General features: G+C 65.5%; 20 protein-coding genes. 5 read left to right on the top strand and 15 right to left on the bottom strand.

Translation table 11 applies throughout. The features are described 5' to 3' along the window. Positions 1 to 17: 17 nt before the first annotated feature. On the bottom strand, positions 18 to 824 hold the full coding sequence (locus tag QZ471_RS20810; RefSeq protein WP_295467407.1) for a hypothetical protein: 807 nt from the start codon (positions 822 to 824) through the stop codon (positions 18 to 20). A 132-nt stretch (positions 825 to 956) separates the two neighbouring features. On the opposite strand from QZ471_RS20810, the gene pip reads away from it, so the two are divergent. From pip to mdoH, 4 genes are all read left to right on the top strand, one after another. Next, on the top strand, positions 957 to 1922 hold the full coding sequence (gene pip, locus QZ471_RS20815) for a prolyl aminopeptidase (RefSeq protein WP_295467409.1): 966 nt from the start codon (positions 957 to 959) through the stop codon (positions 1920 to 1922). Then, the gene (gene dtd, locus QZ471_RS20820; protein ID WP_295467411.1) at positions 1919 to 2356 is read left to right on the top strand and encodes a D-aminoacyl-tRNA deacylase; all 438 of its coding nucleotides are present in this window, start codon (positions 1919 to 1921) and stop codon (positions 2354 to 2356) included. Before pip ends, dtd begins: the two co-directional genes overlap by 4 nt. Positions 2357 to 2524: 168 nt before the next feature. Continuing rightward, entirely contained in the window at positions 2525 to 4090 is a 1566-nt protein-coding gene (locus QZ471_RS20825; RefSeq protein ID WP_295467413.1) for a glucan biosynthesis protein G, read from the top strand. Further along, positions 4083 to 6680, top strand: coding sequence for a glucans biosynthesis glucosyltransferase MdoH (gene mdoH / locus QZ471_RS20830; protein WP_295467415.1), 2598 nt, complete (start codon positions 4083 to 4085; stop codon positions 6678 to 6680). The genes QZ471_RS20825 and mdoH overlap by 8 nt, the downstream gene beginning before the upstream one ends. Before the next feature lie 70 nt (positions 6681 to 6750). Here mdoH and QZ471_RS20835 read toward each other — a convergent pair whose 3' ends face one another. The 9 genes from QZ471_RS20835 to ubiE all read right to left on the bottom strand — a co-directional run bounded on the left by QZ471_RS20835 (position 6751) and on the right by ubiE (position 12769). Continuing rightward, positions 6751 to 7461: a 16S rRNA (uracil(1498)-N(3))-methyltransferase gene (locus tag QZ471_RS20835; protein WP_295467417.1), complete on the bottom strand. Its 711-nt coding sequence runs from the start codon at positions 7459 to 7461 to the stop codon at positions 6751 to 6753. Next, the gene (gene tatC, locus QZ471_RS20840) at positions 7458 to 8255 is read right to left on the bottom strand and encodes a twin-arginine translocase subunit TatC (RefSeq protein ID WP_295467419.1); all 798 of its coding nucleotides are present in this window, start codon (positions 8253 to 8255) and stop codon (positions 7458 to 7460) included. The genes QZ471_RS20835 and tatC overlap by 4 nt, the downstream gene beginning before the upstream one ends. Beyond that, a complete protein-coding gene (gene tatB / locus QZ471_RS20845; RefSeq protein ID WP_295467421.1) occupies positions 8252 to 8608 on the bottom strand; it encodes a Sec-independent protein translocase protein TatB in 357 nt (118 codons plus the stop codon). Before tatB ends, tatC begins: the two co-directional genes overlap by 4 nt. A gap of 9 nt (positions 8609 to 8617) precedes the next feature. Then, positions 8618 to 8881: a twin-arginine translocase TatA/TatE family subunit gene (locus QZ471_RS20850; RefSeq protein ID WP_295467423.1), complete on the bottom strand. Its 264-nt coding sequence runs from the start codon at positions 8879 to 8881 to the stop codon at positions 8618 to 8620. Between the two features lie 27 nt (positions 8882 to 8908). Beyond that, positions 8909 to 9241, bottom strand: a complete 333-nt coding sequence (locus tag QZ471_RS20855) for a phosphoribosyl-ATP diphosphatase (protein WP_295467425.1) — start codon at positions 9239 to 9241, stop codon at positions 8909 to 8911. Further along, positions 9234 to 9635, bottom strand: a complete 402-nt coding sequence (gene hisI, locus QZ471_RS20860; protein WP_140220489.1) for a phosphoribosyl-AMP cyclohydrolase — start codon at positions 9633 to 9635, stop codon at positions 9234 to 9236. The genes QZ471_RS20855 and hisI overlap by 8 nt, the downstream gene beginning before the upstream one ends. Positions 9636 to 9768: 133 nt before the next feature. Then, a complete protein-coding gene (gene ubiB, locus QZ471_RS20865) occupies positions 9769 to 11367 on the bottom strand; it encodes a ubiquinone biosynthesis regulatory protein kinase UbiB (RefSeq protein ID WP_295467428.1) in 1599 nt (532 codons plus the stop codon). Next, positions 11364 to 11999: an SCP2 sterol-binding domain-containing protein gene (locus QZ471_RS20870; RefSeq protein ID WP_295467430.1), complete on the bottom strand. Its 636-nt coding sequence runs from the start codon at positions 11997 to 11999 to the stop codon at positions 11364 to 11366. Before QZ471_RS20870 ends, ubiB begins: the two co-directional genes overlap by 4 nt. Beyond that, entirely contained in the window at positions 11999 to 12769 is a 771-nt protein-coding gene (ubiE, locus tag QZ471_RS20875; protein ID WP_295467432.1) for a bifunctional demethylmenaquinone methyltransferase/2-methoxy-6-polyprenyl-1,4-benzoquinol methylase UbiE, read from the bottom strand. The genes QZ471_RS20870 and ubiE overlap by 1 nt, the downstream gene beginning before the upstream one ends. 151 nt (positions 12770 to 12920) lie before the next feature. On the opposite strand from ubiE, the gene QZ471_RS20880 reads away from it, so the two are divergent. Then, on the top strand, positions 12921 to 13199 hold the full coding sequence (locus QZ471_RS20880) for a polyhydroxyalkanoic acid system family protein (RefSeq protein WP_295467434.1): 279 nt from the start codon (positions 12921 to 12923) through the stop codon (positions 13197 to 13199). A gap of 7 nt (positions 13200 to 13206) precedes the next feature. Here QZ471_RS20880 and QZ471_RS20885 read toward each other — a convergent pair whose 3' ends face one another. The 5 genes from QZ471_RS20885 to argS all read right to left on the bottom strand — a co-directional run bounded on the left by QZ471_RS20885 (position 13207) and on the right by argS (position 18260). Next, positions 13207 to 13578 (bottom strand): DUF971 domain-containing protein, encoded by a 372-nt coding sequence (locus QZ471_RS20885; protein ID WP_295467435.1) that lies wholly within the window; start codon positions 13576 to 13578, stop codon positions 13207 to 13209. Between the two features lie 169 nt (positions 13579 to 13747). Beyond that, positions 13748 to 15097, bottom strand: coding sequence for an ATP-dependent protease ATPase subunit HslU (hslU, locus tag QZ471_RS20890; RefSeq protein ID WP_295467437.1), 1350 nt, complete (start codon positions 15095 to 15097; stop codon positions 13748 to 13750). Between the two features lie 19 nt (positions 15098 to 15116). After that, on the bottom strand, positions 15117 to 15650 hold the full coding sequence (gene hslV, locus QZ471_RS20895; protein WP_295467439.1) for an ATP-dependent protease subunit HslV: 534 nt from the start codon (positions 15648 to 15650) through the stop codon (positions 15117 to 15119). A gap of 102 nt (positions 15651 to 15752) precedes the next feature. After that, the gene (locus QZ471_RS20900; RefSeq protein WP_295467441.1) at positions 15753 to 16484 is read right to left on the bottom strand and encodes an SPOR domain-containing protein; all 732 of its coding nucleotides are present in this window, start codon (positions 16482 to 16484) and stop codon (positions 15753 to 15755) included. Between the two features lie 18 nt (positions 16485 to 16502). Continuing rightward, the gene (gene argS / locus QZ471_RS20905; protein ID WP_295467443.1) at positions 16503 to 18260 is read right to left on the bottom strand and encodes an arginine--tRNA ligase; all 1758 of its coding nucleotides are present in this window, start codon (positions 18258 to 18260) and stop codon (positions 16503 to 16505) included. Between the last annotated feature and the right edge of the window lie 2 nt (positions 18261 to 18262).

Raw genomic sequence — 18262 nt, forward strand, 5'->3', positions numbered from 1 at the left:
GGTACTGAACGGACGAGCTAGAACAGCTCGTCCGTCGATACCGCCAGCCGCACGCCCGCGGCGCGCATCTCGGCCAGGAAGGCTTCACCCTGAGCCTCGAAACCAGGTACCGAATGACTGCAGTCGGTCAGCAGCACCAACTGCTGGCGCCGGTCCGCCGGCCAGACCTCGAGTAGATCGCGCAGGGTGCTGGCCACGCAATGCGACAGGGCTTCGCCCGCCACCAGCAGGGTATCGGCGTCTTGCAGGCGGGCGATCAGGCGGGCATCGAGTGCAGTGTCCGGATCTGCCGGGTCCGGCACCTCGGCGCGCAGGGCCGAATAATGCTCCGTCCGCGGATTGCCGCCCTTGGCGATGAAGTCCACCAGGCGTCCCTGCGTTCGTCCCCAAGTATTGAGTGCCCGATGGACGTCCTGCTGCACCCCGTGTCCCCAGCCGCCCACCAGGCAGTGCTCCGGCCAGATCACCAGTCGATAACGCCCGCCGGCCTCCAAGGCCTGCACATAGGCCAGGCCGTGGTCCTGCTGGGCCGGATCACGAGTCTGCCAGCGTCCGCTGGCCACTTCGTCGGCGCCGATCTGAGTGAAGGGTGCTGGCGGCTGACCTTGGGCGTCCTGCCACCAGTGTGGATGGGCGATATGCAAAGGCTGGTGGGAGTCCAGCGTCAGGTGCACCTGGTCGAGGTGTGGGCCGAGGCGTTCGACCAGAGCAGCGACACGCTGCAGGCCGGCGACCGCGCCGGGGACGGGCAGGGCGGCGCCCGGCAGATCGCAGAAGTCGTTCTGCGGGTCGATCAGCAGCAGCTGCAGCTTGGACTCGAACATGGGGACTCCTCGGACGAAGGGCTGATGATGGTGCGGGCAGGTACCGACGGCAGGCAAGCCCCGGGCGGCGTGGAAACCCGGTAAGGTGCAGGTCTATGATGAACAGGCCGATCTTGCACCGCGGAGCGCGACATGCTGAATCTGTACCCGGAAATCAAGCCCTACGCCCGCCACGAGCTGGCCGTCGAAGCGCCCCATGTGCTCTATGCCGACGAAAGCGGTTCGCCCGACGGGCTGCCGGTACTGTTCATCCACGGCGGCCCCGGCTCCGGCTGCGATCGCCTGAGTCGGCGCTTCTTCGATCCCAATCTCTATCGCATCGTCACCTTCGACCAGCGCGGCTGCGGGCGTTCCACGCCCTATGCCAGTCTGGAGAACAACACCACCTGGCACCTGGTGGAAGACATCGAGCGCCTGCGCGAGCACCTGGGCATCGAGCAGTGGGTGCTGTTCGGCGGCTCCTGGGGTTCGACCCTGGCACTGGCCTACGCCCAACGCCATCCCGAGCGCGTCCGGGCGATGATCGTCCGCGGCATCTTTCTCTGCCGACCGGTGGATCTGCAGTGGTTCTACCAGGAAGGAGCGAGCCGGCTCTTCCCGGATTTCTGGCAGGACTACCTCAATCCCATCGCCGAAGACGAGCGCGGCGACCTGATCAATGCCTACTACCGCCGCCTGACCGGCCCGGACGAACTGGCGCAGATGTCGGCCGCCCGTGCCTGGTCCTGCTGGGAAGGCCGTACCGCCACCCTGAGACCCAACCCCGACGTCATGGAGAAATTCAGCGAGCACGCCCTGGCCATCGCCCGCATCGAATGCCACTACTTCGTCAACGACGCCTTCCTCGAGCCCGACCAGTTGCTGCGTGACATGCCCAGGATCGCTCATATCCCGGCGGTGATCGTCCATGGCCGCTACGACATGATCTGTCCGCTGGACAATGCCTGGGCACTGCACCAGGCCTGGCCGGGCAGTGAATTGCAGATCATCCGTGACGCCGGTCATGCGGCCAGCGAACCCGGCATCTGCGACGCCCTGGTACGGGCGACCGACCAGATCGCCCGCCAACTGCTCGATCTGCCCCAGGAGGCCGAATGAAGGCGCTGCTGCAGCGGGTCAGCCGCGCCGCGGTCGAGGTCGAAGGCGTCACGGTCGGTGCCATCGGCCCGGGCCTGTTGGTCTTCGTCGGCATCGAGCCCGCGGATGACGAAGCGGCCTGTGGCCGGATGCTCAAGCGTCTGCTGGAGTATCGGGTGTTCGCCGACGGCGAGCAGCGCATGAATCTCTCCCTGCAGGACGTCGATGGTGGCCTGCTGCTGGTGTCCCAGTTCACCCTGGCGGCCGATACCCGCAGCGGGCGCCGCCCGAGCTTTTCCACTGCCGCGCCGCCGGCCCAGGGCGAGCGACTGTTCAGTCATCTGGTGAGCCTCGCCCGCGACCTGCATCCGCAGGTGCAGACCGGGCGTTTCGGTGCCGATATGCAGGTTTCCCTGGTCAACGACGGCCCAGTGACATTTTTATTGTCGATTTAGTGAGGGTGCCCCTTACAGCGCCCTGCCAAGTGTCTATGATTGCGCAGTTCGAGTTTGAACGGTCGTCCAACCGGGGAATCATTACCCCCTGAGGGAGTCGGACCTCTGCCTATCCGTTTCGCGACCAGGGGTCGCCGAACGTATTCGTACGCTGATTTAGGAGGCTGCGTGTTATCCAATTCCAAAGTTAAGCCGGGCAAGCAGGGCTTCGCCCTTGCCGGGCTCACCCTCGCGCTGGGCCTGTTCAGTGCCCAGGCCCTGGCCTTCAGCCTGGACGACGTGGCTGCCAAGGCCAAGGAGCTTTCCGGCCAGAAGTTCGTCGCGCCCAAGAGCAACCTGCCGGCATCCTTCAGCGGCATGAAGTACGCCGACTATCAGCAGATCACCTTCAATCAGGACAAGGCCTACTGGAAGGATGCCAAGACCCCCTTCCGCCTCAACTTCTATCACGAGGGCATGCACTACAGCGTGCCGGTGAAGATCAACGAGGTCACGGCCACCAACGTCGAGGAGATCAAGTACGATCCTTCGATGTTCAACTTCGGCAACCTGCAGATCGACCAGAGTCAGCTCAAGGATCTCGGTTTCGCCGGCTTCAAGGTGCTCTATCCGCTGAACAAGGCGGACAAGTACGACGAAGTCATGACCATGCTCGGCGCCAGCTACTTCCGGGTGATCGGCAAGAACCAGGTCTACGGCCTGTCGGCTCGCGGCCTGGCCATAGATACCGCCCTGCCGTCCGGCGAGGAATTCCCGCGCTTCACCGAATTCTGGATCGAACAGCCCCAGGCGGATCGCCGCAATCTGGTGATCTATGCGCTGCTCGACTCGCCGCGCGCCACCGGCGCCTATCGCTTCGTGCTGACGCCCGGCAAGGACAGCACGGTTGACGTCGAGTCCAAGGTGTTCCTGCGTGACAACGTCAACAAGCTCGGCCTCGCCCCGCTGACCAGCATGTACCTGTTCGGCCCCAACCAGCCGAGCCCCCAGGTCAACTACCGTCCGGCCCTGCATGATTCCAACGGCCTGGCCATCGCCGCCGGCAATGGCGAGTGGCTGTGGCGTCCGCTGAACAACCCGCGGCGCCTCTCGGTCAGCACCTACACCATCGAGAATCCGCGCGGCTTCGGCCTGCTGCAACGTGGCCACGAGTTCTACAAGTACCAGGACCTGGACGAGCGCTACGACAAGCGTCCCAGCGGCTGGGTCGAGCCCAAGGGCGACTGGGGCAAGGGCCACATCGAACTGGTGGAGATCCCCACCCCGGACGAGACCAACGACAACATCGTGGCCTTCTGGACGCCGGATAAGCTGCCCGAGAAGGGCCAGCCGATCGAGATGAGCTACCGGCTGCACTTCACCACCGATGAGCCGGCGCTGCACACCAAGGATCTGGCCTGGGTCTCCCAGACCCGTCTGTCCACCGGTGACGTGCGCCAGTCCAACCTGGTACGCCAGACCGATGGCAGCCTGGCCTACATCATCGACTTCGAAGGTCCGAACCTCGATGACCTGCCCGAGGATTCCCAGGTCGGCTCCCAGGTCAGCCTGGACGCCAACGGTGAACTGGTCGAGAACTCTGTGCGCTACAACCCGGTTACCAAGGGCTATCGTCTGACCTTGAGACTCAAGGTCAAGGATCAGACCAAGCCGGTGGAAATGCGCGCCAACCTCGCCCAGGGTGACAAGCCGCTCAGCGAAACCTGGACCTACCAGCTACCTGCCAATGAATAACAGCACCCGTGATACCTCGGTCGCCGCTACCGGCGACTACCTGGAGCACCTGCCGTTGCCCGCTGGGCAGCGGCAGGCGCTGGCTTCGGCCACCGACGTCGAGACGCTGCACCGGCAACTGGCCGGTACCCGTGGCGAGGGTGCCCAGGGCGCCGACGCGGTGATCGCCTCCACCGAGGCGCGCCTCGCCGCCGGTTGGGACGACACCCTGGAAGATGGCGAGCTGCTGGGCAGCGATGCCCAGGGCCGTGTCTTCATCAAGGCCACTCCGCCCATGACCCGCTCCATGATGGTGCCCGATCCCTGGCGCACCAATCCCGTGGCGCGGAGCTGGAAGCGTCTGCTCGGCCGCAAGGACCACAGCCGCTGGCAACCCGATCCCGAGGCCGACGCCCATGCGCACTGGCGCAAGGTCGGTTCCTTCCGGCGCTTCATCCTGCTGATCCTCATGCTGGTGCAGACCGGCATCGCCACCTGGTACATGAAGGCCGTACTGCCCTATCAGGGTTGGGCGCTGGTCGATCTCAGCGAGGTCTACCGTCAAGGCTGGGGCGAGTCCATCCGTCAGGTATTGCCCTACGTGGTGCAGACCAGCATTCTGCTGCTCTTCGCCCTGTTGTTCTGCTGGGTCTCCGCCGGCTTCTGGACCGCCCTGATGGGCTTCTGGCAGCTCCTCAGCGGCCGCGACAAGTACAGCATCTCGGCCAGCTCCACCGGGACCGAGCCCATCGATCCCCAGTCGCGCACCGCCCTGGTGATGCCCATCGCCAACGAAGACGTCCCGCGTGTCTTCGCCGGTCTGAGAGCCACTTACGAGTCGGTGCGGGCCAGCGGTGAGCTGGAGCACTTCGACTTCTTCATCCTCAGCGATAGCAACGATCCGGACAAATGCGTGGCCGAAGAGAAGGCCTGGCTGGAGCTGTGCCGCGAGGTCGGTGGTTTCGGGCATATCTTCTATCGCCGTCGCCGCCGTCGGGTGAAGCGCAAGAGCGGCAACATCGACGACTTCTGCCGTCGCTGGGGCAGCCAGTACAAGTACATGGTGGTGCTCGACGCCGACAGCGTGATGAGCGGCGAATGCCTGGCCAGTCTGGTCCGGCTGATGGAAGCCAACCCCCGTGCCGGCATCATCCAGACCGCGCCCAAGGCGTCGGGCATGGATACCCTCTATGCGCGCCTGCAGCAATTCGCCACTCGGGTGTACGGACCCTTGTTCACCGCTGGCCTGCACTTCTGGCAGCTGGGTGAATCCCACTACTGGGGTCACAACGCCATCATCCGGGTCAAGCCGTTCATTGACCACTGCGCCCTGGCTCCCCTGCCGGGTACCGGTTCCTTCGCAGGCGCCATCCTGTCCCACGACTTCGTCGAAGCCGCGCTGATGCGTCGTTCCGGCTGGGGTGTCTGGATCGCCTACGACTTGCCGGGCAGCTACGAAGAATTGCCGCCGAACCTGCTGGACGAACTCAAGCGGGACCGTCGCTGGTGCCACGGCAACCTGATGAACTTCCGGCTGTTCCTGGTCAAGGGTATGCACCCGGTGCACCGCGCGGTGTTCCTCACCGGCGTGATGTCCTACCTGTCGGCGCCGCTGTGGTTCCTGTTCCTGGTGCTGTCCACCGCGCTGCTGGCGATCCATAAGCTGCTGGAGCCCCAATACTTCTTCCAGCCGCGGCAGCTGTTCCCGGTCTGGCCGCAGTGGCATCCGGAGCAGGCCATCGCGCTGTTTTCCACCACCCTGGTGCTGCTGTTCCTGCCCAAGCTGCTCAGCGTCGTGCTGATCATCGCCAAGGGCGCCAAGGAATTCGGCGGCGGTCTGCGGCTGTCCCTCTCCATGCTGTTGGAAATGCTCTTCTCGGTGCTCCTGGCACCGGTGCGGATGCTGTTCCACACGGTGTTCGTCACCGCCGCCTTCCTCGGCTGGTCGGTGCAGTGGAATTCGCCCCAGCGGGACGACAACGACACGCCTTGGAGCGAAGCCTTCCGCCGCCATGGTTCGCAGATGCTGCTCGGTCTGATCTGGACCGCCGGCGTAGCCTGGCTCGACCCGCGTTTCCTCTGGTGGCTGTCGCCCATCGTGGTGTCGCTGATCCTGTCGGCGCCGGTGTCGGTGATTTCCAGCCGGACCAACCTGGGCCTGGGCAGTCGTCGCCATCACCTGTTCCTGATTCCGGAAGAGTACGCTCCGCCGCGGGAATTGGTGGCGACCGACGAGTACCTGCACCTGAACAACCGCAACGCCCTGACCAAGGGCTTCCTGCGCGCCACCGTCGATCCGGTGCTCAACGCCCTGGCCATCGCCATGGCCCGCGGTCGCCACGGCAAGGTGGTGGAGCCAGCACGCCGGCTGCGTGAGGAGCGGGTGGCCCGGGTACTGGCCGCCGGTCCGGACAAGACCAAGGGTGACGATCAGTGGCGTCTGCTCAGCGATCCGGATGGCATGGCGCAATTGCACCTGCAGGTCTGGAAAGCCGAGGAGCATCGCAACTGGCGGGAAGCCTATGCCACCCTCCGGCCGCGCTCCCACAGCGATTCGGCCGCGGAAGCCCTGGCCAAGCCGACCAACCTGAGCCCGCGGCCCGCCTCCTGAGGAGGCATTCCGCGCATTAAAAAGCCCCAGTGTCGCGAGACGCCGGGGCTTTTTCTTGTCAGTGATCTGGCTAGAACAGACGGGCGAGGAGGGCAGGTACGGCGTTCTCGACGCGCAGGATGCGCTGACCGAGCTGTACGGGCGCCAGGCCCGCCTCCTGCAGCTTCTCGACCTCGTAGGGGATCCAGCCACCCTCCGGGCCGATCGCCAGCGTTACGGGCTCGCTGAGTGCGCGTGGGCAGGTCGGGTAGTCGCCTGGATGGCCGACCAGACCGCGAGTGCCGGCCGCCAATGCCGGTAGCCGATCCTCGACGAAGGGCTTGAAGCGCTTTTCGATCAGCACCTCCGGCAACACCGTGTCCCGCGCCTGCTCCAGCCCCAGGCGCAGTTGCTCCTCGATGGCGGTCGGTTCGAGGAAGGGGGTCTGCCAAAAACTCTTTTCCACCCGGTAGCTGTTGAGCAGCACCAGGCGCGCGACGCCCATGGCAGAGACGGTCTGTAGCACCCGGCGCAGCATCTTGGGGCGGGGCAGGGCCAGCAGCAGGGTGAGCGGCAGCTTGGCCGGTGGCGGCTGGTCGAGGGTGACGGTCAGGCAGGCCTGGCTCGCATCGAGGGACTCGATATGACCGGAGCCCATCAGGCCATTCAGCAGGCCCACGCGCATCCGATCGCCGGTGGCCGCCTGGTGCACCTCGCGCAGATGGGCAAGACGCCGCGGATCGCGCAGCACGACCCGGTCAGCGGCCGTGAAGTCGGCCGCGTCGAGCAGGATCAGATTCACGGGCGTTCGGCAGGCGGCTGGGCTTCGGGGCTGGCGTCTTCGTCACCCAGCGGGCGCTCGCGCTTCTGCACGAAGCGGCCGAACAGCAGTCCGATCTCGAACAGTAGCCACATGGGCACGGCGAGCATGGTCTGGGAGAAGACATCCGGCGGCGTCAGGATCATGCCGACCACGAAGCAGCCGATGATGACGTAGGGGCGGATCTTCTTCAGGTAGGTGACGTCGACTACGCCGATCCAGATCAGCAGCACCGTGGCCACCGGGATCTCGAAGGCCACGCCGAAGGCGAAGAACAGCGTCAGGATGAAATCCAGATAGGCGTTCAGGTCCGGCATCATCATCGCGCCTTCCGGCGTGATGCTGCTGAAGAAGTGGAAGATGATCGGGAACACCAGGAAATAGGCGAAGGCCATGCCGGCATAGAACAGCAGGATGCTGGAGATCAGCAGCGGGATGGCCACCTTCTTCTCGTGGCGATAGAGCCCGGGGGCCACGAAGCCCCAGACCTGGTGCAGGATCACCGGCATGGCGATGAACAGCGACACCACCAGCGTAAGCTTGAAGGGTGCGAGGAACGGCGAGGTGACATCCGTGGAGATCATGGTCGCGCCTTCGGGCAGCACGCGGCGGATCGGTTCGGAGGCGAAGGCATAGATCTTCTGGGCGAAGTAGAACAGCCCGAGGAAGATCAGAAAGGTCGCCAGTACGCATCTCAGGATGCGCGTACGCAATTCGGTCAGGTGCGAGACCAGGGGCATTTCCTGGTCGTCGTGTTCGGAAGGCTGGTCGCTCATGGTGCTCTTGGCGGCGTCTGGGGCGGATCCTGCGGGCGTTCGGCAACCACGTCCTGGGGCATGGGCGGAGCGGCGACGGCAGGAGGTGTCTGGGCCTCAGGGGTGGACGCCCCGGGCTTGGGCCGATTGTCGCGCTGTTCCAGGGAGAGGATATGCTCGTTGCGCAACTGCTGGCGAATTTCGTCGGCGCCGATCTCGCGCTCCACTTCCTGGCGAATGCTGTTGAAGCTGCGCCTCAGGCGACCGATCCACAGACCCGCGGTGCGCGCAGCACCGGGCAGGCGCTCCGGACCCAGCACCAATAGGGCGACGAAGCCCACCAGCATCATCTCGGGAAAGCTGATTCCGAACATGGCGGGGCCTTAGTCCTTGCGCACCACCGGCTCTTCGACCTTGCGGTGCTCGGCCTCGAAGGTTTGGGGGCGATTCAGGGGCGCATTGGGGTTGGCTGCGGTGGTGGCCGGCGGCTGCTCGGCCTTCTCGTCTTCGTCGGTATGCATGGCCTTGCGGAAGCCTTTGATGGCTTCGCCCACGTCCGAGCCGAGATTCTTCAGGCGTTTGGTGCCGAAGACGATTACCACGACGAGCAGGATGACGATCCAGTGTTTCCAGTCGAAGATACCCATGGTCTTTCCTCGTTGCGAAGCTTGGGGTCAGGATTGAGTGCGGGCGGCCTTTTCGGCATGCCCGGAGAGGCCGAAACGGCGGTCCAGTTCGTCCAGTACGGCCTGGGGATGCTGACCCAGGGCCGAGAGCATGATCAGGCTGTGGAACCAGAGGTCGGCGGTCTCGTAGATGACATCGTCGTACTGACCGCTGGTGGCGGCGTCCTTGGCGGCGAGGATGGTCTCGACGCTTTCTTCGCCAACCTTTTCCAGGATCTTGTTCAGACCCTTGTGGTAGAGGCTGGCCACGTAGGAGGAATCCGGCGCCGCCTGTTTGCGTTCTTCCAGCACCTGCGCCAGGCGCGTGAGGGTGTCAGTCATGGCCGTGACCTCCGGCATAGATGGCGCTGGGGTCCTTGCGCACGGGATCGACGATCTCCCACTGACCGTCGCGCAGTACGCGATAGAAGCAGCTTTCCCGGCCCGTGTGGCAGGCGATGCCACCGAGCTGTTCCACCTGCAGTACCACCACGTCGGCATCACAATCCAGGCGCAGTTCGAGGACGCGCTGGATATGACCGGATTCTTCGCCCTTGCGCCACAGTCGGTTGCGCGAACGCGACCAGTAGACGGCACGGCCTTCGGCGGCGGTTAGGGCCAGGGATTCGCGATTCATCCAGGCCATCATCAGGATACGCCCCGTGGCGGGGTCCTGGGCAATGGCCGGTACCAGGCCATCGCTGTTCCAGTGGATCTCGTCTAGCCAGTTGCTCATGTGCCTGTTCGATACTACCGATTAGAATGCCAGCCTCGCACAAGACGCGATCCGAATACAGCGGCAAGGCACCAGCGGCTGAGGGGTTGTATGTCGCCCGATGAACAGGGCGCGGCTGACAGCTTAAAGGAGTTCAGCGCCGGATCACCATCACCAGGCCACCGACCAGCATGGCCCAGGCCGGCCAGGCCTGGGCATGAGGCTCGAGGCCCAGTTGGGTAGCGCCAACAAGCAGTACCGCGCCGATCACCCGCACGATCCAGTCGTCGCGACGGTCGCCCCAGGGGTTGGGCGGGTCCTTGCGGTGCGGCTGGGTGATGCGCTCCAGGGTATCGCGCGCCATCTGCGCCAGGTGCGGAATCTGCTCCAGTTGCTGCTGGATGTTGCGGGCGATCTGCGGCGGGCTCAGCCGCTTGCGCATCCACTTTTCCAGATAGGGCTTGGCGGTGGACCAGAGATCCAGGTCCGGATAGAGCTGCCGGCCCAGACCTTCGATGTTGAGCAGGGTCTTCTGCAGCAGCACCAGCTGCGGCTGGATCTCCATGTTAAAGCGGCGCGCCACCTGGAACAGACGCAGCAGCAGTTGGCCGAAGGAGATGTCCTTGAGCGGCTTCTCGAAGATGGGTTCGCAGACGGTACGGATGGCCGCTTCCAGTTCGTTGACCTGGGTGTTGGCGGGCACCCAGCCGGAGTCGATGTGCAACTGGGCGACCTTGCGGTAGTCGCGCTGGAAGAAGGCCCAGAGGTTGCGCGCCAGGTAGTCCTGGTCCTCGGGGGTCAGGCTACCGATGATGCCGCAGTCCACCGCGATGTAGAGCGGGTCCCAGGGCTTGGCGGTGCTGACAAAGATGTTGCCGGGGTGCATGTCGGCGTGGAAGAAGCTGTCGCGGAACACCTGGGTGAAGAAGATCTCCACGCCGCGTTCGGCCAGCAGCTTGAAGTCGGTGCCCTGGTCGCGCAGGGCAGCCAGGTCGGTCACCGGAATGCCGTAGATGCGCTCCATGACCAGCACCCGCTCGCGGCACCAGTCCCAGTAGACCTGGGGCACATAAAGCCGCTCGGAGCCCTCGAAATTGCGCCGCAGCTGGCTGGAGTTGGCGGCCTCGCGCAACAGGTCCAATTCGTCGTAGATGGTTTTTTCGTAGTCACTGACCACGTCTACCGGGTGCAGCCGGCGCGCTTCGGCGGAGAGGCGTTCAGCGGTGCGCGCCAGCAGGAACAGCCAGGCGATGTCCTGGCTGATGATGCCTTTCAGACCGGGCCGCACCACCTTGACCACCACTTCTTCGCCGGTGCGCAGCTGGGCGGCATGGACCTGGGCCACCGAGGCCGAGGCCAGCGGCTGGTGGTCGAAGCGGGCGAAGGCCTGCTTGATGGGCACCCCGAGTTGCGACTCGATGAGCGCTACGGCCTTCTCCGGCGGAAAGGGCGGGACCTTGTCCTGCAGGAACATAAGCTCGTCGGCGATATCCTCGGGCATGAGGTCGCGGCGGGTAGAGAGGATCTGGCCGAACTTGATGAACACCGGCCCCAGGCCTTCCAGGGCCAGGCGCAGCCGGGCTCCGCGCGGCAGCGTCTTGCTCGGCCGCGGCAGCCAGCGCCAGGGCAGCGCATAGCGGGTAGCACGCAGGTACCAGGGCAGCGGCAGGGCGTAGACGATGTCGTCCAGCCGGTAGCGGATGACGACGAAGAAGATCCGCAACAGGCGGTTGAGAGCAGCGAACAGCTTCATTCGTCGGGGTTATCCCTGGCGGAGCGGGCGGCGCCCAGGCGGGCGAGGCGAGCGTCGAGGCGATCCACGTCCAGGCGCAGGGCGTCGATCTCGGCGAAGCGAGCTTCGCCTTCGAGACGACCTACCAGGTGCCGGCTTTCCTCGTTAAGCCAGTTGGACAGCGTCAGCCGCAGGCTGTCACGGCTCTGCTCGCCGAAGGCCTGGCCGCGCCGAGCGAGATCGCCCAGGGCCGCGGCTGGCAGCGGGCCCAGCCAGCGGCTGACCTCGTGTTGCCAGTCCAGCTCCAGGTTCTGCAGGATGTCGGCCAGTTCGATCAGCAGGGTGCTGTCACCCTCCAGCCGCACGTCGGGCTGGTGCAGGACCTTCTGCTTGTCGCGGGCTAGCGCCAGCTCGGCCAGGCGCGTCGCCGGAGCACTCAGGGTGCAGTCGATGTCGCCTTCGTGATGGGCGGCGAAATGCAGGCCGTCACCCGCCGGCAGTACATAGAGCCGCAAGGCGGGTTGCCGCGACTGCACGGCGATGACGCGACCGGTCAGACCCGCCAGCCGCGGCAGCGCTACCGGGTCGAGCGCCAGCAGCGGATTCAGGCCACGCTCCAGCGCAGCCAGCAAGGCCTGGGTGACGAGCGCCATCAGGGCTTGATACCGCGGTGCAGGGCGACCACGCCGCCGGTCATGTTGTGGTACGTGACGCGGGCGAAGCCGGTCTCTTCCATCATGGCCTTGAGGGTCTGCTGATCGGGGTGCATGCGGATGGATTCGGCCAGGTAGCGGTAGCTCTCGGCATCGCCGGCCACCAGCTTGCCCATCAGCGGCAGCAGGCCGAAGGAGTAGGCGTCATAGGCCTTGGACACCAGCGGATTGGTGGGCTTGGAAAATTCCAGCACCAGCAACCGGCCACCGGGCTTGAGCACGCGCAGCATGGACGCCAGGGCCTGGTCCTTGTGGGTGACGTTACGCAGGCCGAAGGCGATGGTGATGCAGTCGAAGTGATTGTCGGGGAAGGGCAGCTTCTCGGCGTCGGCCTGGACGAAGCGCACATTGCTCGCCACGCCTTCGTCGAGCAGGCGGTCGCGACCGACCTTGAGCATGGAGTCGTTGATGTCGGCCAGGACCACCTCGCCGGTGGGGCCGACCAGGCGGGCGAACTGCTTGGTCAGATCGCCCGTGCCGCCGGCGATGTCCAGTACGCGATTGCCACGGCGCACGCCGGACAGTTCGATGGTGAATCTCTTCCACAGCCGGTGGATGCCCGCCGACATCAGGTCGTTCATCACATCGTACTTGGCCGCCACCGAATGGAAGACTTCCGCGACCTTGTAAGCCTTCTGGCTCTCCGGAACGCTCTGGTAGCCGAAGTGGGTCTGGGATTCGGCCTCGGGGCCTTTGCGCGGATCGCTCATGGGGCTACACCTGGGACAGGGACAAGAGGGCATTCTAGCAGGGGGATCGCCCGGCTTGCCTGGCTAAAACCTGCGCTGACCGCTCGGTTCTCGCGATTGGCGAGGTGACGGGCCCTCGCTATAGTCAGGGCCCCTCAACCGGAGTTCCCCGATGTCCCAGATCACCATCGAACGCAGCCACTCCCTAGGCCTGGAGGGCGTTCGCCAGAAGGCCGATCAACTGGCCGAAAAACTCACGCGCGACTATGGAGTGGCCTGCACCTGGGAAGGCGATACCCTGAAGTTCGCGCGCAGTGGTGTGGATGGGCGGATCGAGGTGGCGGAAGACCGCGTGCGGGTATTGGCGACCCTGGGCATGATGTTCTCGATGCTCAGCGGCCAGATCGAGAAAGAGATCGAGCGGAAGCTGGACAAGGCGCTGGCGGCCTGAGACCAGGCTAGAGCATCAGCTTGACCGCGCTGACGTGCGGATCCCGCGTCTTGCCGGCGCGGGCCAGTTTTTCCAGGTAATCGGCCCAGAGCTGGTCGCGGCGGGTGCCGAGTTCGTAGAGATAGTCCCAACTGAACAGGCCGCTGTCGTGGCCGTCGTCGAAGGTCAACTTGATGGCGTAGCGCCCGGCCGGTTCCACCGCGGTGATGCCGACGTGCTGCTTGCCGAATTGCAGCACCGGGTTGCCATGCCCCTGGACCTCGGCCGAGGGCGAATGCACCCGCAGGAATTCGGCGGGCAGGTCGAAAGTTTCCGCGCCATAGCTGACGCTGAGGGTCTTCGAGGCCTTGTGCAGCTGGATGGCGATGGGGGTGCGCATGTTGAGATTCTCTGGCGGAGCCTGTGGCCTAGCTCAAGGTGGCGAGCAGATTTATCGCGGCCATGGGCCGCTCCTACAGAATATCCGGCTGCTGTAGGAGCGGCCCATGGCCGCGATAAGGCGGGACGAGGGTGGGCGCAGTGACGTTACCTAGGCACCAAACCTACCATCACAGTATATAGCGCGACAGGTCTTCGTCCTGGGCCAGTTCGCCCAGGTGGCCGTTGACGTAGGCCGCGTCGATGACGATGGGCTCGCCATTCTGCTGGCCGGCCAGGTCGGCGGCGCTGAAGGAAACCTCCTCCAGCAGGCGCTCCAGCAAGGTGTGTAGGCGCCGGGCACCGATGTTCTCGGTCTTCTCGTTGACCTGCCAGGCGATCTCGGCGATGCGGGTGATGCCGTCGGCAGCGAACTCCACGTGCAGCCCCTCGGTCTTGAGCAGTTCGCGATACTGCTCGGTGAGGGAGGCGTGCGGCTCGGTGAGGATGCGCTCGAAGTCCTGCGGGGTCAGCGCCTTGAGCTCGACGCGGATCGGCAGACGGCCCTGCAGTTCCGGCACCAGGTCGCTGGGCTTGGACAGGTGGAAGGCACCCGAGGCGATGAACAGGATGTGGTCGGTCTTGACCATGCCCAGCTTGGTGTTGACGGTGCAGCCTTCGATCAACGGCAGCAGGTCGCGCTGCACGCCCTCGCGGGAGACATCGGCGCCGCTGGTGTTACCGCGCTTGGCCACCTTGTCGATCTCGTCGATGAAGACGATGCCGTGCTGCTCGACGGCTTCCAGGGCGCGGCCCTTGAGTTCTTCCTCGTTGACCAGGCGCGCGGCTTCTTCGTCGCGGACCAGCTTGAGGGCTTCCTTGACCTTGAGTTTGCGTTGCTTGGTCTTGCCCTTCTGCATGCCGGCGAAGAGATTCTGCAGCTGGCTGGTCATCTCCTCCATGCCGGGCGGGGTCATGATCTCGACGCCGGCCGGGGTGTCGGCCACCTCGATCTCGATTTCCTTGTCGTCCAGCTGGCCTTCGCGCAGGCGCTTGCGGAACAGCTGACGGGTGTTGCTATCGGTCGCGGCCGGCTGCGGCTCGTTACTGAAGCCCACCGAGGGACGCGCAGCGGGCAACAGGGCATCGAGGATGCGCTCTTCGGCGGCGTCTTCGGCGCGGTGGCGATTACGCACCATTTCCTGTTCGCGCAGCATCTTCACCGCGGCATCGGCGAGGTCGCGGATGATAGACTCGACGTCGCGGCCGACATAGCCGACCTCGGTGAACTTGGTGGCTTCCACCTTGAGGAAGGGCGCATTGGCCAGCTTGGCCAGGCGCCGGGCGATCTCGGTCTTGCCCACGCCCGTGGGGCCGATCATCAGGATGTTCTTCGGCGTGACCTCGGGGCGCAGTTCGGCGGGCAGTTGCATGCGCCGCCAGCGATTGCGCAGCGCGATGGCCACGGCGCGCTTGGCGTCGTCCTGGCCGATGATGTGGCGATTGAGTTCGTGGACGATTTCGCGGGGGGTCATGGACATGGGCAGTCTCTAAGCCGGATCACGCCTCGGGCGCGTCCAGCTCCTCGATGGTCAGGTTGCGGTTGGTGAACACGCAGATGTCACCGGCGATGTTGAGCGCGGTCTCGGCGATCTCGCGGGCACTGAGGTCGGTGTGCATCAGCAGGGCGCGGGCGGCGGCCTGGGCATAGGCGCCACCGGAACCCATGGCGATCAGGCCTTCCTCGGGCTCCACCACGTCGCCATTGCCGGTGATGATCAGGGAGGCGTCCTTGTTGGCGACCGCCAGCATGGCTTCCAGGCGACGCAGGGCACGATCGGTACGCCAGTCCTTGGCCAGCTCGACAGCGGCGCGGACCAGATGGCCCTGGTGTTTCTCCAGTTGCGCCTCGAAGCGCTCGAAGAGGGTGAAGGCGTCGGCGGTACCGCCGGCGAAACCGGCCAGCACCTCGCCCCGGTACAGCCGCCGGACTTTCTTGGCGTTGCCTTTCATGACGGTATTGCCCAGGGAAACCTGGCCGTCGCCGCCGATCACGACCTTGCCGTTGCGGCGTACAGAAACGATGGTGGTCAAGGGAATCTCTCCGCGTTGCTTGGGGCAGTCAGCCCCGGTTACGCGGAGATATGGGGATGGCCGCGACGCCCTTCAAGCGTCGCGGCGAGGGGATTCGCCTAATCAGTGACCGCGGCGCTGTTGCAGCAACAGATTCTTGAAGCCACTGCCGGCGAGCTGCTTCTGCGCCTGGGTCAGTTGGTCGCGATCGCTGTAGGGGCCGACCAGCACCCGGTACCAGGTGTCGTCCTTGACCTTGCCCGATTCCACCCGCACGTCCTGGCCGAGCATGATGATCTGGGCGCGCACCCGGTCGGCATCGGCCTGGGTGCGGAAAGAGCCGGCCTGGAGGAAGAATAGCGTCACTGGCGGCTGGGGCTTGGTGGTGGCTTCCTTGGGCGGCGTGGCGGCGGTCTGGCCAGGCGTGGTCGCGGTCGTAGCCGGCGCCGTGGTGCTGGCGGGCTGCGCCGGAGTCGCCGTGGCATCCGGCTTGGTCGGGGTGGTCGGCTTGGCCGCCGGATTACGCGGCACGGCGTCCGGCGGCACGATCACTTCAGATTCGGGCAGCAGGGTGTAGAAGTCGTACTTGGGCTTGATCGGGGTGGGCGGGGTGGCCTCGGTCTTGGCTGCCGCGGCCGGTGCCTTGCCATTGCCCGCCGTGGCCGCCGGCCGACCCTCGTCCGGCTTGGTGCGCTGCACTGCCTTGTTGCCCGGTTCGAGCTTCATCAGGAAGACCACGAAGGCACCGATGGCCAGACCCGAGGCGAGCCAGACCCAGCCTGGCAGCGGCTGTTTCTTGGGGGCCGAGGTATTGCGACTGGCGCCGCGCTTGGGTGGGGCTTTCTTGGTGGCCATCAGGCGGGGATCCGTCTCTTACATGCGTTCCAGGGTGTGCAGACCAAGCAGTTCCAGACCCTGCTTGAGGGTGCGCCCGGTGAGGGCGGCCAGGCGCAGGCGGCTCTGGCGCAGTTCGGGGTCCTCGGCAGTCAGGATCGGGCAATTCTCGTAGAAGCTGGAGAACAGGCCGGCCAGGTCATAGAGGTAGCTACACAGCAGGTGCGGGGTGCCCTTGTCGCCGACGCTGGCGAGGATCTCGCCGAATTGCGCCAGACGCCCGCCCAGGTCCTGCTCCTGCGGCGCGTCCAGGCGGATGCTGCCGGCGGGTTCGCTCTGCTCGGCCTTGCGCAGCACGCTGGCGACGCGGGTGTAGGCGTACAGCAGATAGGGCGCGGTGTTGCCCTCGAAGCTGAGCATCTGCTCGAAGTTGAAGCTGTAGTCGCTGGTCCGGTGCTTGGACAGATCGGCGTACTTGACCGAGGCGATGCCCACCACGCGGCCGATGTGGCGCAACTCTTCTTCGCTGAACGGCGCTTCGCCGCGCTCGGCGCGACCGGCATTGCGCTCCTTGACCAGTTGGTAGGCGCGCTCTTCGGCTTCGTCGAGCAGATCGACCAGCTTCACGGTGCCGCCATCGCGGGTCTTGAACGGCCTGCCATCGGCACCGTTCATGGTGCCGAAGCCCATGTGCTCCAGGTCCATGGCTGGGTCGACGAAGCCGGCGCGGCGCGCCACCTCGAAGGCCATCTGGAAGTGCAGGGCCTGGCGCTGGTCAACGAAGTAGAGCGCGCGGTCGGCATGCAGCTGGCGGCTGCGATAGCGCATGGCGGCGAGGTCGGTGGTGGAATAGAGGTAGCCGCCACCGGCCTTCTGCACGATCACCGGCAGGGGATTGCCTTCGACGTTCTTGAATTCTTCGAGGAAGACGCAGCGGGCGCCATCGCTCTCGGTGAGCAGGCCGGCGGCGTCCAGATCGGCCACCACCTGGGCCAGGTCGTCGTTGTAGGCGCTCTCGCCCTTGACGTCGGCCGGGGTCAGCTTGACGTTGAGGCGGTCGTAGACCTCCTGGCAGTGGGACAGGGAGACGGCGTTGAAGCGCTCCCACAGGCGCAGGCAGTGGGCATCGCCCGCCTGCAGCGCTACCACCAGTTCGCGGGCGCGGGCGGCAAATTCCGGCGAGGCATCGAAGCGGCCCTTGGCGGCGCGGTAGAACACCTCCAGATCGGCCAACTCACCCTCGGCGGCCTGGGGCTGCTCTTCCATGTAGGCCAGCAGCATGCCGAACTGGGTACCCCAGTCGCCCACGTGGTTCTGGCGGATCACCTCGTCGCCGAGGAATTCCAGCACCCGCGCCACGGCGTCGCCGATGATGGTAGAACGCAGGTGGCCGACGTGCATCTCCTTGGCCAGGTTCGGCGAGGAGAGGTCCACCACCACGCGCTGCCGCGGCTCGTGCTGGGGCACGCCCAGGTGCGGATCGGCGAAGGCCGCATCCAGCCGCGCGGCCAGTTGCGCGTGATTCTGGAAGAAGTTGAGGAAGCCGGGGCCGGCGATCTCCACCTTGCTCACCGCCGGGTCGGCGGGTAGGGCGGCCAGCAGTTTCTCGGCCAGGTCGCGCGGCTTGGCCCGGGCCGGCTTGGCCAGCAGCAGGGCGACGTTGCTGGCGAAGTCGCCGTGGCTCTTGTCCTTGGTGTTCTCGACCTGGATGGCCGGGGCCACGTCGGCCGGCAGGGTGCCGTCGGCGATCAGGCGGTCGAGGGCGTGCTGGATGAGCTGGCGGATGCTGTCTTTCATGG

Source organism: uncultured Pseudomonas sp. (assembly GCF_913774235.1).
GTDB lineage: Bacteria > Pseudomonadota > Gammaproteobacteria > Pseudomonadales > Pseudomonadaceae > Chryseomonas.